General features: G+C 42.6%; 19 protein-coding genes. 11 read left to right on the top strand and 8 right to left on the bottom strand.

Annotated features, from left to right (window positions below; genetic code table 11):
- The first annotated feature begins 27 nt into the window (after positions 1 to 27).
- From EQY75_RS14155 to EQY75_RS02230, 8 genes are all read left to right on the top strand, one after another.
- Positions 28 to 219 (top strand): hypothetical protein, encoded by a 192-nt coding sequence (locus tag EQY75_RS14155; protein WP_246019957.1) that lies wholly within the window; start codon positions 28 to 30, stop codon positions 217 to 219.
- Between the two features lie 104 nt (positions 220 to 323).
- The gene (locus EQY75_RS02255; RefSeq protein ID WP_246019955.1) at positions 324 to 1,184 is read left to right on the top strand and encodes a T9SS type B sorting domain-containing protein; all 861 of its coding nucleotides are present in this window, start codon (positions 324 to 326) and stop codon (positions 1,182 to 1,184) included.
- Between the two features lie 144 nt (positions 1,185 to 1,328).
- Positions 1,329 to 2,030 (top strand): M15 family metallopeptidase, encoded by a 702-nt coding sequence (locus EQY75_RS02250; RefSeq protein ID WP_425462154.1) that lies wholly within the window; start codon positions 1,329 to 1,331, stop codon positions 2,028 to 2,030.
- A gap of 30 nt (positions 2,031 to 2,060) precedes the next feature.
- A complete protein-coding gene (locus tag EQY75_RS02245; protein WP_129602494.1) occupies positions 2,061 to 2,825 on the top strand; it encodes a M48 family metalloprotease in 765 nt (254 codons plus the stop codon).
- A gap of 119 nt (positions 2,826 to 2,944) precedes the next feature.
- Positions 2,945 to 3,112: a DUF6747 family protein gene (locus EQY75_RS14390; protein WP_342774033.1), complete on the top strand. Its 168-nt coding sequence runs from the start codon at positions 2,945 to 2,947 to the stop codon at positions 3,110 to 3,112.
- Between the two features lie 207 nt (positions 3,113 to 3,319).
- Positions 3,320 to 4,837, top strand: a complete 1,518-nt coding sequence (gpmI, locus tag EQY75_RS02240) for a 2,3-bisphosphoglycerate-independent phosphoglycerate mutase (RefSeq protein ID WP_129602492.1) — start codon at positions 3,320 to 3,322, stop codon at positions 4,835 to 4,837.
- Between the two features lie 12 nt (positions 4,838 to 4,849).
- Positions 4,850 to 5,668, top strand: coding sequence for a type I methionyl aminopeptidase (gene map / locus EQY75_RS02235; protein ID WP_129602490.1), 819 nt, complete (start codon positions 4,850 to 4,852; stop codon positions 5,666 to 5,668).
- A 15-nt stretch (positions 5,669 to 5,683) separates the two neighbouring features.
- Positions 5,684 to 6,451 (top strand): class I SAM-dependent methyltransferase, encoded by a 768-nt coding sequence (locus tag EQY75_RS02230; RefSeq protein ID WP_129602488.1) that lies wholly within the window; start codon positions 5,684 to 5,686, stop codon positions 6,449 to 6,451.
- Here the strand turns inward: EQY75_RS02230 and EQY75_RS02225 are convergent, their stop codons facing one another.
- From EQY75_RS02225 to EQY75_RS02190, 8 genes are all read right to left on the bottom strand, one after another.
- Complete coding sequence (locus tag EQY75_RS02225) at positions 6,452 to 7,468, bottom strand: FAD:protein FMN transferase (RefSeq protein WP_342774032.1); 1,017 nt, start codon at positions 7,466 to 7,468, stop codon at positions 6,452 to 6,454.
- Positions 7,458 to 7,814 carry a Na(+)-translocating NADH-quinone reductase subunit F gene (locus tag EQY75_RS02220; RefSeq protein WP_129602483.1) on the bottom strand — a complete coding sequence of 119 codons (357 nt, stop codon included), beginning with the start codon at positions 7,812 to 7,814 and terminating at the stop codon, positions 7,458 to 7,460. The genes EQY75_RS02225 and EQY75_RS02220 overlap by 11 nt, the downstream gene beginning before the upstream one ends.
- Before the next feature lie 66 nt (positions 7,815 to 7,880).
- Positions 7,881 to 9,188, bottom strand: coding sequence for an NADH:ubiquinone reductase (Na(+)-transporting) subunit F (nqrF, locus tag EQY75_RS02215; protein WP_129602481.1), 1,308 nt, complete (start codon positions 9,186 to 9,188; stop codon positions 7,881 to 7,883).
- A 2-nt stretch (positions 9,189 to 9,190) separates the two neighbouring features.
- Positions 9,191 to 9,934 (bottom strand): NADH:ubiquinone reductase (Na(+)-transporting) subunit E, encoded by a 744-nt coding sequence (nqrE, locus tag EQY75_RS02210; RefSeq protein WP_129602479.1) that lies wholly within the window; start codon positions 9,932 to 9,934, stop codon positions 9,191 to 9,193.
- A gap of 20 nt (positions 9,935 to 9,954) precedes the next feature.
- Positions 9,955 to 10,602 carry an NADH:ubiquinone reductase (Na(+)-transporting) subunit D gene (locus EQY75_RS02205; protein ID WP_129602477.1) on the bottom strand — a complete coding sequence of 216 codons (648 nt, stop codon included), beginning with the start codon at positions 10,600 to 10,602 and terminating at the stop codon, positions 9,955 to 9,957.
- A gap of 1 nt (position 10,603) precedes the next feature.
- Positions 10,604 to 11,347, bottom strand: coding sequence for a Na(+)-translocating NADH-quinone reductase subunit C (locus EQY75_RS02200; protein ID WP_129602475.1), 744 nt, complete (start codon positions 11,345 to 11,347; stop codon positions 10,604 to 10,606).
- Between the two features lie 3 nt (positions 11,348 to 11,350).
- The gene (locus EQY75_RS02195) at positions 11,351 to 12,625 is read right to left on the bottom strand and encodes an NADH:ubiquinone reductase (Na(+)-transporting) subunit B (protein WP_129602473.1); all 1,275 of its coding nucleotides are present in this window, start codon (positions 12,623 to 12,625) and stop codon (positions 11,351 to 11,353) included.
- 2 nt (positions 12,626 to 12,627) lie between these two features.
- Positions 12,628 to 13,980 (bottom strand): Na(+)-translocating NADH-quinone reductase subunit A, encoded by a 1,353-nt coding sequence (locus EQY75_RS02190; protein WP_129602471.1) that lies wholly within the window; start codon positions 13,978 to 13,980, stop codon positions 12,628 to 12,630.
- A gap of 153 nt (positions 13,981 to 14,133) precedes the next feature.
- Here EQY75_RS02190 and EQY75_RS02185 point away from each other — a divergent pair, with 153 nt between their 5' ends.
- The 3 genes from EQY75_RS02185 (at position 14,134) to pruA (ending at position 17,702) form a co-directional block, all read left to right on the top strand.
- A complete protein-coding gene (locus EQY75_RS02185) occupies positions 14,134 to 15,378 on the top strand; it encodes a type IX secretion system plug protein (protein ID WP_246019953.1) in 1,245 nt (414 codons plus the stop codon).
- A 226-nt stretch (positions 15,379 to 15,604) separates the two neighbouring features.
- A complete protein-coding gene (apaG, locus tag EQY75_RS02180) occupies positions 15,605 to 15,991 on the top strand; it encodes a Co2+/Mg2+ efflux protein ApaG (protein WP_129606892.1) in 387 nt (128 codons plus the stop codon).
- A gap of 82 nt (positions 15,992 to 16,073) precedes the next feature.
- Positions 16,074 to 17,702, top strand: a complete 1,629-nt coding sequence (gene pruA / locus EQY75_RS02175) for an L-glutamate gamma-semialdehyde dehydrogenase (protein ID WP_129602467.1) — start codon at positions 16,074 to 16,076, stop codon at positions 17,700 to 17,702.
- Positions 17,703 to 17,798: the final 96 nt, after the last annotated feature.

Genomic DNA, 17,798 nt, shown 5'->3' with positions numbered 1-17,798 from the left:
TATTGAAAAAGAATTTGCATTGACAAAATGAAATATAAATTCCTCTTTATTTACCTTTTTGTTCCGGCAATGCTTCTGGCTCAGGAAGCCGTACACAATTACGGTACCATTCAGGTGCATGGCGACACCTACGTGGGTTTCCATATGGACCTGGTCAATGACGGTAGCTTTGATCAAAATACCGGTGTGGTGGGCTTCTACAGCGACGATGCCCCCTGACCATTTCCGGAGCTTATATCCCGGTACTTTACGATGCAGAAATTGACGCTGTTGGCGGACTAATACTCGAAACGGCCTTAAATGTCCATAACAATGTAAACCTGGTGACGGGAGATGTTATCACGGCGAAATCAGGTTCCTCAGTCTATTCAAACTTCCTTGACGATGCTTTTTATATTGGAGAGAGTAGTGTTTCCAAAATTGATGGATATGGCGCTATGACCAATAAAGAATCCTTCGTCTTTCCGGTGGGTAATGAAGACCGCTTAAGACCTCTGACGATAGAATCAGTAGCCATAAATGCAATGGCAAGGTGTGCCTATTTCTTCGAAGACCCGAATAATTCAGTAACACTCAGCAAGGATTATGATACTACAAACAAAGCAACCGATTTTATATCGGTGAGCGATACGGAATTCTGGCGCCTGGAAGGAGATGTTCCTTCAAGGGTTACGCTTACCTGGGACTTGCATAGTGATGTACGATCACTGGCAGAATACCTCAACGACCTCAAAGTGGTTGGCTGGAGTAAATCTGAGAACCAGTGGGTGAACCTGGGGAATTCTCAGGTTGAAGGGGGAATGGCATACGGCTCAGTAACCTCAGAAGTTTTTGTCCCCAGTGATTATGAGATCCTGACCATCGGAGGAAATGATGACCGCCTAGAGACCTATTCTACAATCGACCTCGACAATTATTTTATGACCCCAAACGGTGACGGGGCTAATGATGAACTCATTCTCGGTGGAATTGATGAATCACCGAATAACATGCTGGAGATATTCAATAGGTACGGCGTATTAGTTTATTCTAAGGCGAATTATCAGAATAACTTCAACGGGCAGTCGAATCGCGAAGGCGTGATAGAAAGAGGAACCGGTTTGTCATCAGGGATATACTTTTACATCCTTACCATGCATGATCTTCGCCAGAAACACCAGGGGTATTTGTACATTTCTAATTAAATAGCCAGTAGCACACCTAAATGTTTTTCAAGTGAGATATCGTCTTCAAACTGTCGAAATTGTCTTAATTTAGGAAGCAGATTTAATAAGTTACCATTTGATTTCAATTTTATGAATAAACGATCATTTTATATCCGACTGAGTATGTTGATCTGCCTGATGTTCTCAGGGCAACAGTATAGCTCGGCACAGGCTGATAAATATTCCCTTGAAGAATTAATGGGCAAGGCAGATATTGAATTGTATGGGGAAGGTATTAACCTCAGAAAGGAAGCTTATGATGCCTTCCTCGAAATGAAAAAGGCGGCTTATCAGGATGGGATAGATATTAAAATTGTCTCCAGTTTCCGGAGTTTCGACAGACAACTCGCCATATATGAAAGGAAGTATTTACAATACTCCGAAGACGAAGGCATGGAACCTCTCGCAGCTATCGATAAAATTATTGAATACTCTACTATACCCGGAACCAGCAGGCATCATTGGGGGACAGATATAGATATCATTGACGCAAGTAAGCCCGCGGAAGGCGATGTATTAGATCCTTCTAAATTTGAAGAAGGAGGACCTTTTGAAGATCTTAAACTATGGATGGATGAACACGCCAGTGATTATGGGTTTTACATCGTTTATACAAAGGAACCTAAACGCAGGGGATTTAAATACGAACCCTGGCATTACAGCTACGCCCCTTTGTCAGTACCAATGTTAGAGGTCTTTAGAAAGAAAAACATTCTTCAGCTTTTGATTGAAGAGGATTTTATCGGTAGTGAATTCCTGACTACCGGGTTTATCAGGACCTATATCCGTGATAATATTCTCGACATCAATCCAGTACTATTATAATTCTACAAGAAAATATCTTAATTTCAGGTCATGAGAAGAGGGAGCTGGAAATTAAGAATTCTTATAGGTCTGGTGATCGTTGCTTTTGCAATGGTTCAACGCTGTAGTAATAAGGAGAAAAATCCCTATACCGGCAGGGTGCAAAATATCAATATGACAGCCGAGCAGGAAATCGCAATCGGCTTACAAAGTACTCCTCAGATCGCCCAGCAATACGGTGGTTTATACAATGATAATCGCATGCAGGCTTATGTAGATGCGGTTGGAGATAAACTGGTTCAAAACAGCATTGCCAGGGAGACGCCTTACGAATACGAATTTCACCTCCTGGCCGACGATAAGACGATTAATGCCTTCGCCCTTCCCGGTGGTCAGATATTTATTACTTACGCGCTTTTTTCTCAGCTCAATGAAGCCCAATTGGCGGGAGTCCTCGGTCATGAAATAGGCCATGTTATCGGCAGGCATTCCGCAGAACGTATCGCGGAAAGCAATTTTTGGAGAACGGTGAGTATGGGAGCACAAGTAGGTGCTGATGCAGGTAATATCGTAAGTAACATCGGCCAGAATACCTTGCTGAAAAATGGAAGGGGTGATGAACTGGAAAGCGATGATCTGGGTGTTCTCTTTTTGATCAGGTCGGGATATGAACCCAGGGAAATGATCAGGGTGATGGAGATCCTAAAAGAGGCTGCCGGGCCCAATCGGGTAGCCGAATTTCAGAGCACGCACCCTGACCCTGATAACCGCATTGCCAAAATCAAAGCTTCTATTAAAAAGTATAAAGGCGGGTAATTCAGGTAATTAATCCATCAAAATTAGGATGCTGTCCTTTTTTTTCTATCTTAGCGTTTCTCCCAAATCCTATTTTAAGCCCGATTTAACCCTTATAGCTTTAATTACACTAAGACTATATGGGGACACTTGTACACTTTAAAAATTTATACCTGGAAGCCTTTGATGATTGTAAACCAGAAATTCTGGTAATTCTTTTAAAGGCCTATTCTGCATTTTGTGCTTTGATGTTACTGATGGCTTTATATGCATTCTTTTACAGGGCTTTTACAGGATTCGAGTTTTAGGAATTATCTACGAACAGACCGATCTAATAAAATTTCAATTTTCACCCAAGATAAACGCAGGCGACACTCCGTTTCTATTCTTGTAGGTCAGTCCTTGTGACCATTGCTACAGAAGATCCAACCAGGAATGAAAAAGGATGTTCAAATGTGGCAAACCCGGTTAAATCGCAGTATTTTTGTAGGATAGTACTAAACTAATCCATAGAAATGCACAAAAAAGTTATTCTGATGATACTTGACGGCTGGGGAAAGTCGCCAGATCCCAAAGTCTCAGCTGTGGATCAGGCCAATACCCCTTTTGTTAGTTCTTTGTATAAGATATATCCAAATAGCAATCTCCTCACCGATGGAATGAATGTAGGATTACCCGATGGACAAATGGGTAATAGTGAAGTAGGACACATGAATCTGGGAGCAGGCAGAATTGTCTATCAAGACCTGGCCAAGATTAATAAGGCTGTTGAAGAAGACAAGATGAAGGATGAACCGGTGATCAGAGATGCTTTTGAGTACGCTAAAAAGAATGGAAAAAATGTCCATTTACTGGGTCTGCTTAGTGATGGTGGCGTTCACAGTCATACCGATCACTTAAAGGGGTTGATCAAGGCAGCAGAAGGCCAGGGTCTGCCAAATGTTTTTGTCCATGCATTTACTGACGGACGTGATGTTGATCCCAGAAGTGGAAAGGGCTACGTTGAAAACCTCCAAGCGTTTTGCAGGGATAAGAATGCAAAATTAGCTAGCGTTATCGGGCGATACTACGCCATGGACCGGGACAAACGCTGGGAGCGCATTAAGCTTGCTTATGATCTTATAGTTCACGGAAGTGGAGAGAAAACTTCGGATGTGTCTCAGACCATACAAAAGAGCTACGAAAACGGCTTAACGGATGAATTCCTAAAACCTATTGTAATTACAGATAAAGGAGGACAGGCTCTGACAACCATACAAAAAGATGACGTAGTGATCTTTTTTAATTTCAGGACCGATCGCGGACGTGAACTTACTGAAGTCCTTACCCAAAAAGATCATCCTGAGTTTGAGATGAAGACCTTGAATCTTTACTACGTTACACTCACCAATTACGACGATTCGTTTAAAGGGATCAAGGTAGTCTATGACAAGGAAAATCTTCAGGATACTTTAGGCGAAATTCTCGCTAAAGCAGGAAAAAAACAAATACGGATAGCGGAGACAGAAAAATATCCCCATGTTACCTTTTTCTTTAACGGAGGACGAGAAATTCCTTTTGAAGGAGAGCAACGCATTATGTGTCCATCTCCTAAAGTAGCGACTTACGACCTTAAACCAGAGATGAGTGCCTATGAAATTAGGGATGCTATTCTCAGTGAATTGGAGAAAGAAGAAGCCGATTTTGTATGTCTTAATTTTGCCAATCCCGACATGGTTGGTCATACCGGTATCATGGAAGCTGCAATTAAAGCGGTTGAAACCGTAGATAGTTGTGCTGAGGCGGTCGTTACTAAAGGCCTAGAACACGGGTATAGTTCTCTGATCATCGCTGATCACGGGAACTGCGATACCATGATTAACCCTGATGGTAGTCCGAATACTGCCCACACCACTAACCCAGTTCCTTTGATCGTAGTTGACAAGGATATCAAGGCAGTAAAAGATGGTGTTCTGGGAGATATTGCGCCTACCATTTTACATATGATGGGAATTGATAAACCCGCAGCCATGACCCAAAAATCATTAGTTTAATTTAAGAACCATATGATTCTAGTAAAAACTTCGGAAGAAATTGAATTGATGCGCGAGAGCGCCTTGATCGTCTCGAAAACCCTGGGTATGCTGGCCAAAGAGGTGAAGCCAGGAGTAACGGGTTTACACCTGGACAAACTGGCGGAGGAATTTATCAGGGACCATGGAGCAGAACCCGGATTTCTGGGAATGTATGATTTTCCGAATACGCTGAATTTAAGCCCGAATGCACAGGTTGTTCACGGAATCCCTAACGATGAAGCACTTAAAGACGGAGATATTTTATCCGTCGATTGCGGAGCGTTAAAAAATGGATTTTACGGAGACCACGCCTATACATTTGAAGTGGGTTCTGTGGATGAGGCAACAAAAAAATTACTGAGGGTAACCAAGGAATCACTTTACAAGGGTATTGAACAATTCCGAATAGGCAAGCGCGTAGGTGATGTAGCCTTTGCTATTCAGCAGCATTGTGAAGCAGAAGGCTACGGTATTGTTCGAGAATTAGTAGGACATGGACTAGGCAAGGATTTACACGAATCGCCTGAAATGCCAAATTACGGCAAGCGCGGAAGAGGTAAAAAATTTGTTGAAGGGATGGTGGTCGCTATTGAGCCCATGGTAAATATGGGTACACGCAGAATAAAACAGTTGCGCGATGGTTGGACCATTTTAACCGCCGACGGAAAACCCAGTGCACATTTTGAACATGATGTGGCCATGATCGACGGGAAGCCAGAACTGCTCTCTACCTTTCAATATATTTACGAGGCACTCGGAATTGTCAGTGATGAGGAAGATGCCTTTCGTGCGGCCAAACTCCAGCTTTAATCTTATTACAACGGGGTGAAAAGAGTCTTTAAATACATACTGAAGCTATTTCCCCGACCCCTTTTGATCAGAATGAGTTACTGGGTGAGGCCCTTTTTGACCTTCGCCCTCAAAGGAAATAAGTATACCGATCCTATCGACGGCAAAAGATTTCGAAAATTTCTTCCCTACGGTTATGAGAATCCACGTGAAAATGTTCTCTCACCTTCTACCTTATCTCTGGAAAGGCACAGATTATTATGGCTTTACCTGAGGAGAGAAACCGATTTTTTTCACAAATCACTCAAGGTCCTTCACTTTGCTCCGGAACAGGCATTTTATAAGCGATTTAAAAAGTTGGAAAATCTCGATTATACCACTACCGATCTCAACTCCCCCCTGGCAGATGTAAAGGCAGATATTTGCGATTTGCCTTTTGAGGACAATACTTATGACATCATTCTGTGTAACCACGTCCTTGAACATATCCCGGATGACAGCAAAGCTATGTCAGAACTGTTCCGCGTGATGAAACCCGGAGGCTGGGGTATTTTTCAGGTGCCTCAGGAGCTCGATAGGGAAACGACCTTTGAAGACGACAGCATCACCGATAAAAAGGAAAGAGCTGAAATTTTTGGCCAATACGACCATGTGAGGATATACGGGAGGGATTATTTTAAAAAACTCGAAATAGCAGGGTTTATCGTAAAGCCGGTCCCCTACTCTACTGAACTATCTGCGGAAGAAGTTGATCAATACCGCCTTGCTAAAAATGAGGTTATACCGTTAGTTTACAAGCCCTGATTACTTCCTTACATGTTCCCGAAAGCCCGGTGTAAAATATTCTTTTTCCACTCCTGTAGAATCGAGGTAAATAATATAGGCCTCCAGATCTTTCTCACCCTTTAAAAAGGCGATAGAAGAATCGAGTTTCATGGCCATAAAGGCAGTGGCATAAGCATCTGCTTTTGCACAATTTGGAGCAATAACACTTGCCGCCAGAACATTAGAATTTCTTGTAAATCCGGTTTTGGGATCTATAGTATGAACATACTTCTGTCCCGTCAATGAATCTATTCTAAATTTCCTATAATTTCCTGACGAGGCCAGAGCTTCATCCTCCAGGTTAAGCGTAATCTTTAATTTACGTCCTATTTCCACCTGCGGATCGTCTATGCCAACCACCCAAGCTTGTCCTTTAAGTGTGTTGATCCCTTTGGTCACTATCTCTCCCCCCACTTCCACGAGATAACTCCCACTTGTATACCGATCGAGCATCACTGCAAGCCGGTCTATGGCATACCCTTTGGCGATCGCATTAAAATCGAGCTGAATCTCGGGATGCTTCTTTCGAATTTTATGATCGGCAGTCAGTACAACTTTATCCATCCCTACAAAGTCCATAAGCCTTTTTACCTGGGTACTGTCCATTTCTATTTTCGTCCCCGGTCCAAATCCCCAGGCATTTACCAAAATCCCAACTGTAGGATCAAAATATCCGTCTGTTTTCTGATACACTTCACGAGACAACGCCATCACGTCTGTGAACATTTCATCAACAACGACAGTGGTATCTCCCCGGTTGATTCTGGAAATATCAGAGTCCGGAATATAAGTAGACATCGACTGATTGACCACCCGGAAAACAGAATCGATTTGTTGCCCTAGGTCGAGCGTATCGTTGGATAAATAAATAATTGTGTATGTAGTGCCGAGGGCTTCACCCAAATCTGTGTTTTTAATCCACCTTTCTTCCTGCTTACAGGAAAGAGTGGAAAGGCTAATCCCCAGAAAAAGACCGATCAGGTATTTATATTTCAACAAGCCCTTCATAGTCTACAAGATATTCTTGATTTAATAAAACAGGTTTGTCCCTGTTAGCGGCATTGGAGATACCAACTCCTGCATAGTAAGTCCGAGCCTCAAACTTTACAGCGTGTTCCTTCACCTTTGCCAATAGGTCCTCATCGTATTCTGAGGGGTTTCCGGGATAGGGTATATTCCTCACCACAATAAAATGCAATTCTTTATCCTTGAGGCACACAAATTGGGGATTCTTCCTGAGCTTACTATTTACACCCATGAATTCAAAGCCATCAGCTTCCAGCTCCTTTCCCACGATGTTCATGGCCAGGTTATGCAGTTCTTGTTCCGTAAGTGCTTTCATTTTAAAAAGGATAAAAAAACCGATATACAGCTATATCGGTTTTAATCATTTACTTAAAATAAATCTTTATCCGCCGAAGTCGTCGAATCTGATATTTTCGTCAGGGATTCCAAAATCCTCTCCCATCTTCTGAACCGCTTTGTTCATTAAAGGCGGACCGCAAAAATAGAGTTCTATATCTTCGGGTGTTTCGTGTTTGCTCAGGTAATTATCAATTACGCAATTGTGGATAAATCCTACGAACCCGTCACCTGGAGCATCGATGTCTTCTTTCACTTTCCATTTGTCTTCCTCCAAGGGCTCAGAAAGCGCCATATAGAATTTGAAATTGGGAAACTCATCTTCCAACCTCTTAAAATGATCTATGTAGAACAACTCCCTTTTGGAACGCCCTCCGTACCAATAAGTAACCTTTCTGTTGGTTTTAAGGGTTTTAAAGAGGTGATATAGGTGCGATCGCATCGGCGCCATTCCAGCTCCCCCTCCAACATACAGCATTTCAGCTTCTGATTCATTGATAAAGAACTCTCCGTAAGGTCCGGAAATAGTTACCTTGTCACCCTCTTTCTGAGCAAAAATATAGGATGACGCCACTCCCGGATTCACATCCATCCAACCGTTTTTAGCTCTGTCCCAAGGCGGGGTTGCAATACGCACATTCAACATAATCTCACGTCCTTCCGCAGGATAAGAGGCCATGGAATAGGCGCGCTCCACAACTTCATTATTCTTCATCACCAGAGGCCAGAGATTAAACTTATCCCATTCTGCCTGAAATTTATCCGGAGTTTCGTGTTCTTCAGGATGCGCGGTGATGTCGATATCAGAATACTTGATTTCACAAGGAGGTATCTCAATCTGAATATATCCCCCGGCCTTATAATTCATATCATCCGGGATCTCTATCACAAATTCCTTGATAAAAGAAGCTACATTGTAATTACGCACTACCGTTCCTTCCCATTTCTTAATCCCGAATACTTCTTCGGGGATGGTAATATTCATGTCCTGCTTTACCTTAACCTGACAAGCTAGTCGGGCACCCTCATTGAGCTCTCTCTTTGAAAAGTGAGGTGTTTCAGTGGGCAGGGCTTCTCCCCCTCCCGACAAGACATGGCATTCACATTGAATGCAAGTTCCACCGCCTCCACAAGCAGAGGGTAAGAATATCTTCTGGTTCCCCAGGGTAGATAAGAGTGTACTTCCAGAAGCCACTTCCATCTGTTTTTCCCCGTTTATGGTGATGGTCACCGGACCTGACGGGGATAGTTTTTCTTTAGTAAAAAGCAAAAGGGCAACCAAGAGTAGCAATAACACCAGAAAGGCAATTACTGTGATCAAAACGGTACCTAAAGTACTTGTAGCTAAAATCATGCTTATTCTTTTTCTATAGCGTTATAGGATACGGTATTCTGGGCCGTTTCCTCATCCAATTTTTTATTTTCTTCTTCCTTTTCTTGCTGAGCAGTGGTATTTTCTTCAGCTACAGGAACCTCATCGCCTCCGGTAAGCATTCCTCCAAAACTCATAAAGCCGATGGCCATCAGTCCTGTTATAATAAATGTGATCCCGAGACCCCTTAATGGTGGCGGTACGTTAGAGTACCTGATCTTTTCGCGAATTGCAGCTATTGCTAGTATGGCTAGAAACCAACCTATACCTGAACTCAGCCCGTAATTAAAGGCCAGACCGAGGGAAGAAATTTCACGTGCCTGCATAAACAGAGAACCTCCCAAAATAGCACAGTTTACTGCGATAAGCGGTAAAAAGATCCCCAGGGAATTGTAGAGCGCAGGAGAAAATTTCTCCACGACGATTTCCACAAGTTGAACCATAGTGGCTATGGTTGCGATAAACAATATAAAGGACAGAAAACTGAGATTGTAATCAGCGTATTCAGGCCCCAACCAGGCTAATGCACCGTCTTTGAGTAAATATTGATCCAAAAGCCAGTTTAAGGGAACGGTAACCGACAGTACAAAGATTACTGCGGCACCTAGGCCTACGGCAGTGGTCACTTTCTTGGAGACAGCAAGGTAAGAACACATCCCCAAAAAGGTGGCGAATACCATGTTGTCAATAAAAATCGACTTAAAAAATAATTCTGTATGCTCTAACATATGTCGTGTTTAAAAGCTGTTTAATTTTCTTCAATCAAGGCAGGGTTTCGCGATCGTTGTACCCAAATTAGAAGCCCCACTACTATAAGGGCCATAGGCGACAACAACATAAAGCCGTTGTTTTCGTATCCGATAGCGTATAAACCGGTCTTTTCAATAGGATTACCTAATACGGCATATCCCAATAAGGTTCCTGAACCCAATAGTTCTCTGAAAAACCCAACGATTATCAAAATAAGGCCGTAACCCGCGGCATTTCCTATACCGTCAAGGAAGGATCGTTTTACACCATTTCCCAATGCAAATGCTTCAAACCTACCCATGATAATACAGTTGGTAATGATAAGTCCAACAAATACTGCCAGGGTCTTACTCAATGTATAGGCATAGGCCTTTAACACCTGATCTACTACAATTACCAGGGCTGCAACTACGACGAGTTGCACAATAATCCTGATTTTGGACGGAATCACATTCCGCAAGAGGGAGATGACCACATTTCCCAGTCCCATTACAAATACAACTGACAAGGCCATAACGATGGATGCCTTGAGTTCCGCGGTGATCGCCAGAGCGGAACAAATACCGAGTACCTGAATGGTGATCGGATTATTATCCGCCAGGGGATCTAAGATTAGTTTGGAATCTTTTTTGGAAAGTATTGCCATCTTATTGAGTTCTTATTGATTCAAAATAGTCCTTGTAGAGGGTCACCGTCTTGGAGATCATTGCTGATACTCCGTTCCCGGTAATAGTTGCTCCTGCGAGAGCATCCACCTCATTATCGTCTTTAATATTATTAACAGGATCATTATTCCCTTTGATCACTTTAATGCCCGTGTAATTATCGCCATTTAGTATACTTTCTCCTGTGAAATCATCCATAAAGTAACGTTGCTTGATATTTGCGCCTAGTCCGGGAGTTTCAGCTTTGTGATCAAAATAAACACCCTGTACGATCATGTTCTTATCAAGAGCCATAAATCCCCAGATAGCATCCCATAAGCCTTTGCCGTACATTGGAACAATATAGAAGGTTTCCCCGTCCTTATCGCCGACATAAACAGGCAACTTAGGCGTTGCTCCATTTTTTAATTTATCGAGCTCTTTTTTGAGATCGATTAAATATGCCTCATCATTTTCAGTTATCTTGTCACCTTCAATGACTAACTGCTTTGTGATATAGGTAGTAAACTCCTGTTCTACAACATCTGTCGGAACAAAATTCACGCTGCCTTCATCTTCATTTTCGTTCACCCCCATCGCATAGAGGATATTTTGTTGCTTTTCAAATCGCTCGTTCTCCTTGATCTTTCCACTGAGGGCAGAGGCCAGGTAAGCGAGGATAGAACCCACCACGATAACCATTGCACAAGCAAAGAGTACGGTGTATATATTATTATCTCTATTCATAAGCTATATCGTTTCAACTTTAAGTGCAGCTTCTTTTTCTTCTGAATCCTTTGGCAGAATCACCGCATTCTTGAATCGCTTTAACCTTCTTTTAATGTTGCCTTGAACTACGTAGTGATCAATGGTTGGTGCAAAAACATTCATTAATAAGATGGCCAGGAATACGCCTTCAGGGTAGGCAGGATTGAATACGCGTATCATCACCGAAATAAAACCGATGAGAAAACCGTAGATCCATTTCCCCCTGTTAGTTTGGGATCCCGTAACAGGATCAGTAGCCATATAAACAATACCGAAAGCTAGTCCACCAACAATCAAATGTTTCCAAAAATCAAAACTCATCAGACCGTAGAACTTACTTGTTTCTGTTATCCAACCGGCATCAACAACTCCGTTAAAAATAAGCCCCATGGCCAGGGCACCGGCTACTGCGCTCACCATAATTCGCCAGCTGGCGATCTTGCTAAAGACCAGGAACAGTCCTCCCAAAATGATCAGGAAGGTTGAGGTTTCACCTACCGATCCGGGAATAAAACCGAAGAACATATCTGATACCGTATAAGAGAATTCATTACCTCCATTCTGTGCCAGATAGCCCAAAATGGTCTCCCCGGAAATCGCATCAGGTGTGCCTGCGCGCTCCATACCCTCGTATACCCATACCTTGTCGCCGCTCATCCATGTGGGATATGCAAAAAACAGAAATGCACGGATAGTAAGTGCCGGATTCAGGATATTCATACCAGTCCCTCCAAAGACCTCCTTCCCGATGACCACACCAAAAACCACGGCTACGGCCAACATCCAAAGGGGAGTGTCAATAGGAACTATGAGCGGAACCAGCATACCTGTCACCAAATATCCTTCTTCCACTTCATGACCTTTGATCACGGCAAAAATAAATTCTACTAATAATCCCACACCGTAGGACACCACCACCAGGGGAAGTACTTTGATAATCCCTATCCAAAAGTTATCCCAGGTGATAAAGTCGTTCCACACAGAAAAGTTCTCGGGAAATCCATTTACCGCCGAGTAGTGCTGATAACCTGCATTAAACATAGAGAACAGCAAAATCGGGATCAGGGCCATGATCACGGTATTCATCGTCCTCTTAAGATCATCCGCACCCCGGATATGGCTGCCGGAGTGAGTAGTCTCGTCCGGAGTGAATAAAAAGGTGTGAAAGGCATTGAATGCCGGTGCCAGCTTCTTATCCCGGAATCGGTGTTTCAGGATATGCAATCTCTTTTTAAACGTCAATCTTTTGTCTCTCATTATTATCCTATTTCTTTGTGTAATAAGTCTAAACCTTCTCTAATAATTTGTTGGTGAGGTTGCTTAGAAATACAAATAAATTCGGTTAGGGAAAAATCCTCGGGAATCACTTCGTAGAGTCCCAGCTGCTCCATTTCATCAAGATCCTGTACCATACAAGCTTTTAAAAGTTGTAGCGGATAGATGTCTAAGGGAAAAACCTCTTCGTATTGCCCTGTGACTACAAATGCTCTGTGTTCGCCGTTGGTATTTGTATCCAGATCATATTTCTTATTGGGCTGTAGCCAATGGAATGTCAATGCCCTGGTCGTTGAAATCTTATCGAAAACGGGTTTATTCCACCCAAATAATTCATAATCATCGCCTTCGGGAATCGCAGTGACCGTTGAATTGTAAAAACCAAGATGACCATCCTGCCGGGTTTTAGATCCCGTCAGCACATCGCCATTAATAACTCTGAAATTCTTGTCATTTACTCCGCTTGCATAGAGGAAGGTAGCCACCTCTGCCCCTATTTTAGTTTTGTAATACTGTGGTTTTTTAATGGAGGATCCCGCAAGGGCTATTAGTCGCTCCGCATTAAATTTACCCGTCAAAAGCGCTTCTCCGATGATGACCAGATCGGCTGCACCAACGGTCCATACTCTTTCTCCCTTATTAATTGGATCAATCTTATTGATCTGAGTACCTACCAGGCCGGCCGGATGAGGGCCTTTTACCTTGTGTAACTCTATTCCCTCCATTTGGGAGAAGATGGAACTGCCTGCAGCACTCACAGATACGTGAACACTTCCGGGAGTTAATTTCCCAAGGGCAGTAAGAGCCGCCTGTAATTCTTTTTCCTTTCCTGCAAGTACGTATTCCAGGTTGGCTGCCAGAGGACCTGTATTAAATCCTGAGATAAAAACTGCCTTGGGAGTCGAGTCCGGATCGGCTATGAGATCATAGGGCCTTTGTTTGATAAAGGGCCAGCAACCGGCTTGCAATAAAAAGCCTTTTACTTCTGCAGCCGAAACCTTATCGATCTCAAGTGTTTTATGTGTTATGAATTCCTGTTTTTTATCCGCCAGGATTTTTAAAGTTAAAATCCGTCTTCTCGCGCCGCGTTCAATTTCAATCAGCTCCCCGCTAACAGGTGAGACAAACATCATGGATTCAACTTTTTTGTTGTAAAATATGGGCTCACCGGCTTTTACTTCTGCACCTTCTTTTAAGAGCATTTTTGGCGTAAGGCCGTGAAAGTCTGAAAGATTGATAGCGTAAACATTGCTCAGTGCAGCCTTAGAAGTTGTAGGTTCGGCAGCACCTACTAAGTTAATATTTAACCCCTTTTTAATTCGAATGTCTTTTGACATAAAACAGAACCCTTTTATGGTTATGAAAATTTGCCCAAAAATACCACTTAAAAGAAAGTTTTCATAATTATTGCCTATAAATTTGGGCATTACAACGAAGGTAATTTTAAGGGCATGGTTTTTGTTTACCTTTGGTCCAAATTTAGCCAGATTATGCGTCTAAATCTTAAACATTTTTTTTTGTGCTTCTTTGTGCTTCAGGCTTTTGCCCAGGTGCAACACGAAGCTAATCCTCCGGAAAATATAAAATCTGTAATATTCAGAGGACCCACCGAAGAGCAGTTCCCGGTGGTGCAATTAGGGGAAGAGATTTTCCTTGAATTTGACGATCTTCTCGCCCTGGAACAAGATTACTATTATTCAATCGTCCATTGCGATTACGACTGGAAAAAGTCACAACTCCTGAAATCCCAATACCTCAATGGGATGGATAATCAAAGAATCATCAACTACGAAAACAGCTATAATACGCTCCAGCCTTATTCTAACTACCAACTAACCCTGCCAAATGCCAACGTACGACTTAAGGTAAGTGGAAACTACGTGTTGGAAGTTTACAACAGCTCGTACGAATTGCAATTTTCCAGGCGATTCGTGGTCTATCGCGACCTGGTTAAGGTAGGCGCGGTGGTAAAACGTTCCAGGGATTTTAATTTTCTCAACGAGAGGCAATCGGTGCAATTTGAGATCAATTCTGCAGGCTTCCCCTGGGTGAATCCCAAAAGAGAAATCAAAGTGGCTATACTCCAAAATTATCAATGGAATTCGATGTTGACGAACATAGAACCTCAATATATTTTGGGGAATTCTCTCGTTTACAAATACGATAAGGAGACGAGTTTTTTGGGTGGGAATGAATTTTTAAATTTTGATACCAGTGATTTAAGAGCCCCAACGGCGGCAATTTCAAGGATAGAATTCCAGGATCTGTATCAACATTATCTCTTTCCGGACATTTACAGATACGACAGGGAATACACCTATTTTCCTGATATCAATGGGGACTTCCTTGTGAGGACTCTGCAGGGTGAAGAAGTATCCCGCGAAGCGGAATACACAGAAGTTCACTTTACGCTTCCCTATACCGAACGGATTGGCCTGGATGAGGTATTTATCTACGGAAAATTCAACAACTACGCCCTGGAAGAAGGGAACAAAATGAGTTACAACGAGGCCACAGGAAATATGGAAGCTACCCTACTTCTTAAGCAGGGATTTTATAATTACGAGTATGCTATTAAACAAGATAACGGCCTGGTTGATTTCAATGCCGTTGGAGGTAATTTCCACTTTACCGAAAACAACTACCTCATCTTGGTTTATTACAGAGATTTCGGAGAACTGTATGACGGTATCATCGGGATAGGTACAGCCAATTCGAGTACGATTACGAATTAGTATGTTCGGCTTAAGCAGAGAAAATTACCGCTACACCGAATATTTTTTCCAAAGCTTCAAGACAATTGTCATATTTCTTATCTTGGCAGACCCAACTTATCTGAAGTTCAGGAAATTGAAGGATATTGATTCAAATCTTCTTCTGCATCAAGGATAAAAGGGCGATTTGGAGATAAGTTGCTTTTACGCTCAAGAAGAAGAACTAAAGGACAAAGAAGACGAGAAAATGATTACACAGGTAACCAAGGGAATTAAGATTTCAGTTGCAACTAGTTTTGAAGGTACTTTCTTTAAAAATTACAAAACACATTTTGCTTTCGGATACACCATAAGTATAGAAAACCAAAGCAAGCATTCGGTGCAACTTACTTCCAGACACTGGCAAATCTTCGACGCCCTGAACGAAATGGAAATTCTCGACGGTGAAGGGGTAATAGGTAAGAAACCGGTGATTAAACCGGGGCAGTCGCATACGTACAGTTCTGGATGCCTGCTTTCATCACCTATAGGCTCCATGAAGGGGTATTTCAATATGGTTAATTTTACGACAACCGAAAAATTCAGGGTCTACGTTCCCGTGTTCAAATTCAGTGCCCCTTTTGCATTGAATTAAGTCGTATTTCACTCACTTAGTATTTTATAAAGCTTCCTTCTTTTAGTACCTTTGCATGATTTTAAACTAAACTATCTAAATCATGGGTAAAGGATTTTTTCAAGTACCAATAGCGATCAATGAACCGATAAAAAGCTATGCTCCCGGAACTCCGGAACGGGAAGCTGTTCTTGAGCAATACAAAACATATTTCAACGGAAAGGAAGACATTCCGCTATATATCGGATCTAGTGAAATAAGAACAGGAAACACCAGGCCCTTGTCTCCTCCCCATGATCACCAACACATAGTAGGTGTATACCACCTCGCTGAGAAAAAGCACGTAGATCAGGCCATTGAAAATGCTCTGCAAGCTAGGGATGCCTGGGCCAATCTGTCTTGGGAACAACGCGCAGCCATATTTTTAAAGGCCGCTGAACTCGTGGCAGGACCCTACAGGGCCAAAATCAATGCCGCAACAATGATCGCTCAGTCAAAGACTATTCACCAGGCTGAAATTGATGCCGCCTGTGAATTCATCGATTTCCTTCGCTTTAACGTAGAATACATGTCCCAGATCTATCAGGAACAGCCCGATTCTGCCGAAGGTATCTGGAACCGGGTTGAGTACAGACCTTTGGAAGGGTTTGTCTATGCCATTACTCCATTTAACTTTACTGCTATTGCAGGAAATCTTCCGGCCAGTGCTGCGATGATGGGAAATGTGGTAGTTTGGAAACCCAGTGACAGTCAGATCTTCTCGGCCAAGATCCTTGTAGATGTCTTTAAAGAGGCGGGGCTTCCCGATGGGGTCATCAATGTGATCTACGGAGATCCGGTAATGGTTACGGAAACTGTACTTGCTCACCCGGATTTTTCAGGAATTCATTTTACAGGTTCAACAGATGTGTTTAAAAGCCTGTGGACTCAAATAGGCAACAATATTCACACCTACAAAACCTATCCGCGAATTGTAGGTGAAACCGGAGGAAAAGACTTTATCCTAGCGCATCCCACTGCAAAGCCAAAGCAGGTTGCTACGGCCATTGTAAGGGGAGCTTTCGAATTTCAAGGACAGAAGTGCAGTGCTGCTTCAAGGGTATATCTGCCGAAATCAACAGCTGATACAATCCTTGCGGAGGTAAAGAAAGATATTGAATCCTTCAACCCTCCCGGCTCTCCTGAGAATATGAACAACTTTATTACAGCCGTAATCCACGAAGGATCCTTTGACAAGCTAGCATCTTTTATTGACGGTGCAAAAAAAGACAAGGATGCGTTCATTTTTGCAGGCGGAGGATACGATAAGTCTAAAGGATATTTCATAGAACCCACCGTAATTTTAACTACGGATCCGCACTATGTTACCATGGAAACAGAGTTGTTTGGACCCGTGGTTACGGTATACGTTTACGAAGATGACGATTGGAAAAATACTCTGGAACTGGTAGACACCACTTCCCCTTATGCACTTACAGGTGCAGTATTGGCTACGGACCGTTACGCCATTGATGAAGCAACCAAAGCCCTGCAAAACTGCGCGGGGAATTTCTATATTAATGATAAGCCAACCGGTGCAGTTGTAGGACAACAACCCTTTGGCGGAGCAAGGGCTTCAGGTACTAATGACAAAGCCGGATCAGCCCAAAATCTTCTCAGATGGGTATCCCCGAGATTGATAAAGGAGACCTTTGTAAGTCCGGAAGACTATCGTTACCCTTTTATGGGATAGAAAATACAATAAATCTAATATCGAACCTCCTAATACACTGATTATTAGGGGGTTTTTTTGTACAAAGCCTATATCAAACTAAGAAACTCCATACTT

Origin of the sequence: Muriicola soli, assembly GCF_004139715.1 — a bacterium.
Classification (GTDB): domain Bacteria; phylum Bacteroidota; class Bacteroidia; order Flavobacteriales; family Flavobacteriaceae; genus Muriicola; species Muriicola soli.
This window is presented reverse-complemented; position numbering and strand designations above follow the sequence as displayed.

What these genes read in the sequence shown, in the direction of transcription:
- EQY75_RS02205 (WP_129602477.1), bottom strand. Translation starts at nt 10,602, where the DNA reads ATGGCAATACTTTCCAAAAAAGATTCCAAACTAATCTTAGATCCCCTG.
- EQY75_RS02200 (WP_129602475.1), bottom strand. Translation starts at nt 11,347, where the DNA reads ATGAATAGAGATAATAATATATACACCGTACTCTTTGCTTGTGCAATG.
- pruA (WP_129602467.1), top strand. Translation starts at nt 16,074, where the DNA reads ATGGGTAAAGGATTTTTTCAAGTACCAATAGCGATCAATGAACCGATA.
- nqrE (WP_129602479.1), bottom strand. Translation starts at nt 9,934, where the DNA reads ATGTTAGAGCATACAGAATTATTTTTTAAGTCGATTTTTATTGACAAC.
- EQY75_RS02250 (WP_425462154.1), top strand. Translation starts at nt 1,329, where the DNA reads ATGTTGATCTGCCTGATGTTCTCAGGGCAACAGTATAGCTCGGCACAG.
- EQY75_RS02220 (WP_129602483.1), bottom strand. Translation starts at nt 7,814, where the DNA reads ATGAAAGCACTTACGGAACAAGAACTGCATAACCTGGCCATGAACATC.
- EQY75_RS02190 (WP_129602471.1), bottom strand. Translation starts at nt 13,980, where the DNA reads ATGTCAAAAGACATTCGAATTAAAAAGGGGTTAAATATTAACTTAGTA.
- EQY75_RS02195 (WP_129602473.1), bottom strand. Translation starts at nt 12,625, where the DNA reads ATGAGAGACAAAAGATTGACGTTTAAAAAGAGATTGCATATCCTGAAA.
- EQY75_RS02245 (WP_129602494.1), top strand. Translation starts at nt 2,061, where the DNA reads ATGAGAAGAGGGAGCTGGAAATTAAGAATTCTTATAGGTCTGGTGATC.
- map (WP_129602490.1), top strand. Translation starts at nt 4,850, where the DNA reads ATGATTCTAGTAAAAACTTCGGAAGAAATTGAATTGATGCGCGAGAGC.
- EQY75_RS14390 (WP_342774033.1), top strand. Translation starts at nt 2,945, where the DNA reads ATGGGGACACTTGTACACTTTAAAAATTTATACCTGGAAGCCTTTGAT.
- nqrF (WP_129602481.1), bottom strand. Translation starts at nt 9,188, where the DNA reads ATGATTTTAGCTACAAGTACTTTAGGTACCGTTTTGATCACAGTAATT.
- EQY75_RS02185 (WP_246019953.1), top strand. Translation starts at nt 14,134, where the DNA reads ATGCGTCTAAATCTTAAACATTTTTTTTTGTGCTTCTTTGTGCTTCAG.
- apaG (WP_129606892.1), top strand. Translation starts at nt 15,605, where the DNA reads ATGATTACACAGGTAACCAAGGGAATTAAGATTTCAGTTGCAACTAGT.
- gpmI (WP_129602492.1), top strand. Translation starts at nt 3,320, where the DNA reads ATGCACAAAAAAGTTATTCTGATGATACTTGACGGCTGGGGAAAGTCG.
- EQY75_RS14155 (WP_246019957.1), top strand. Translation starts at nt 28, where the DNA reads ATGAAATATAAATTCCTCTTTATTTACCTTTTTGTTCCGGCAATGCTT.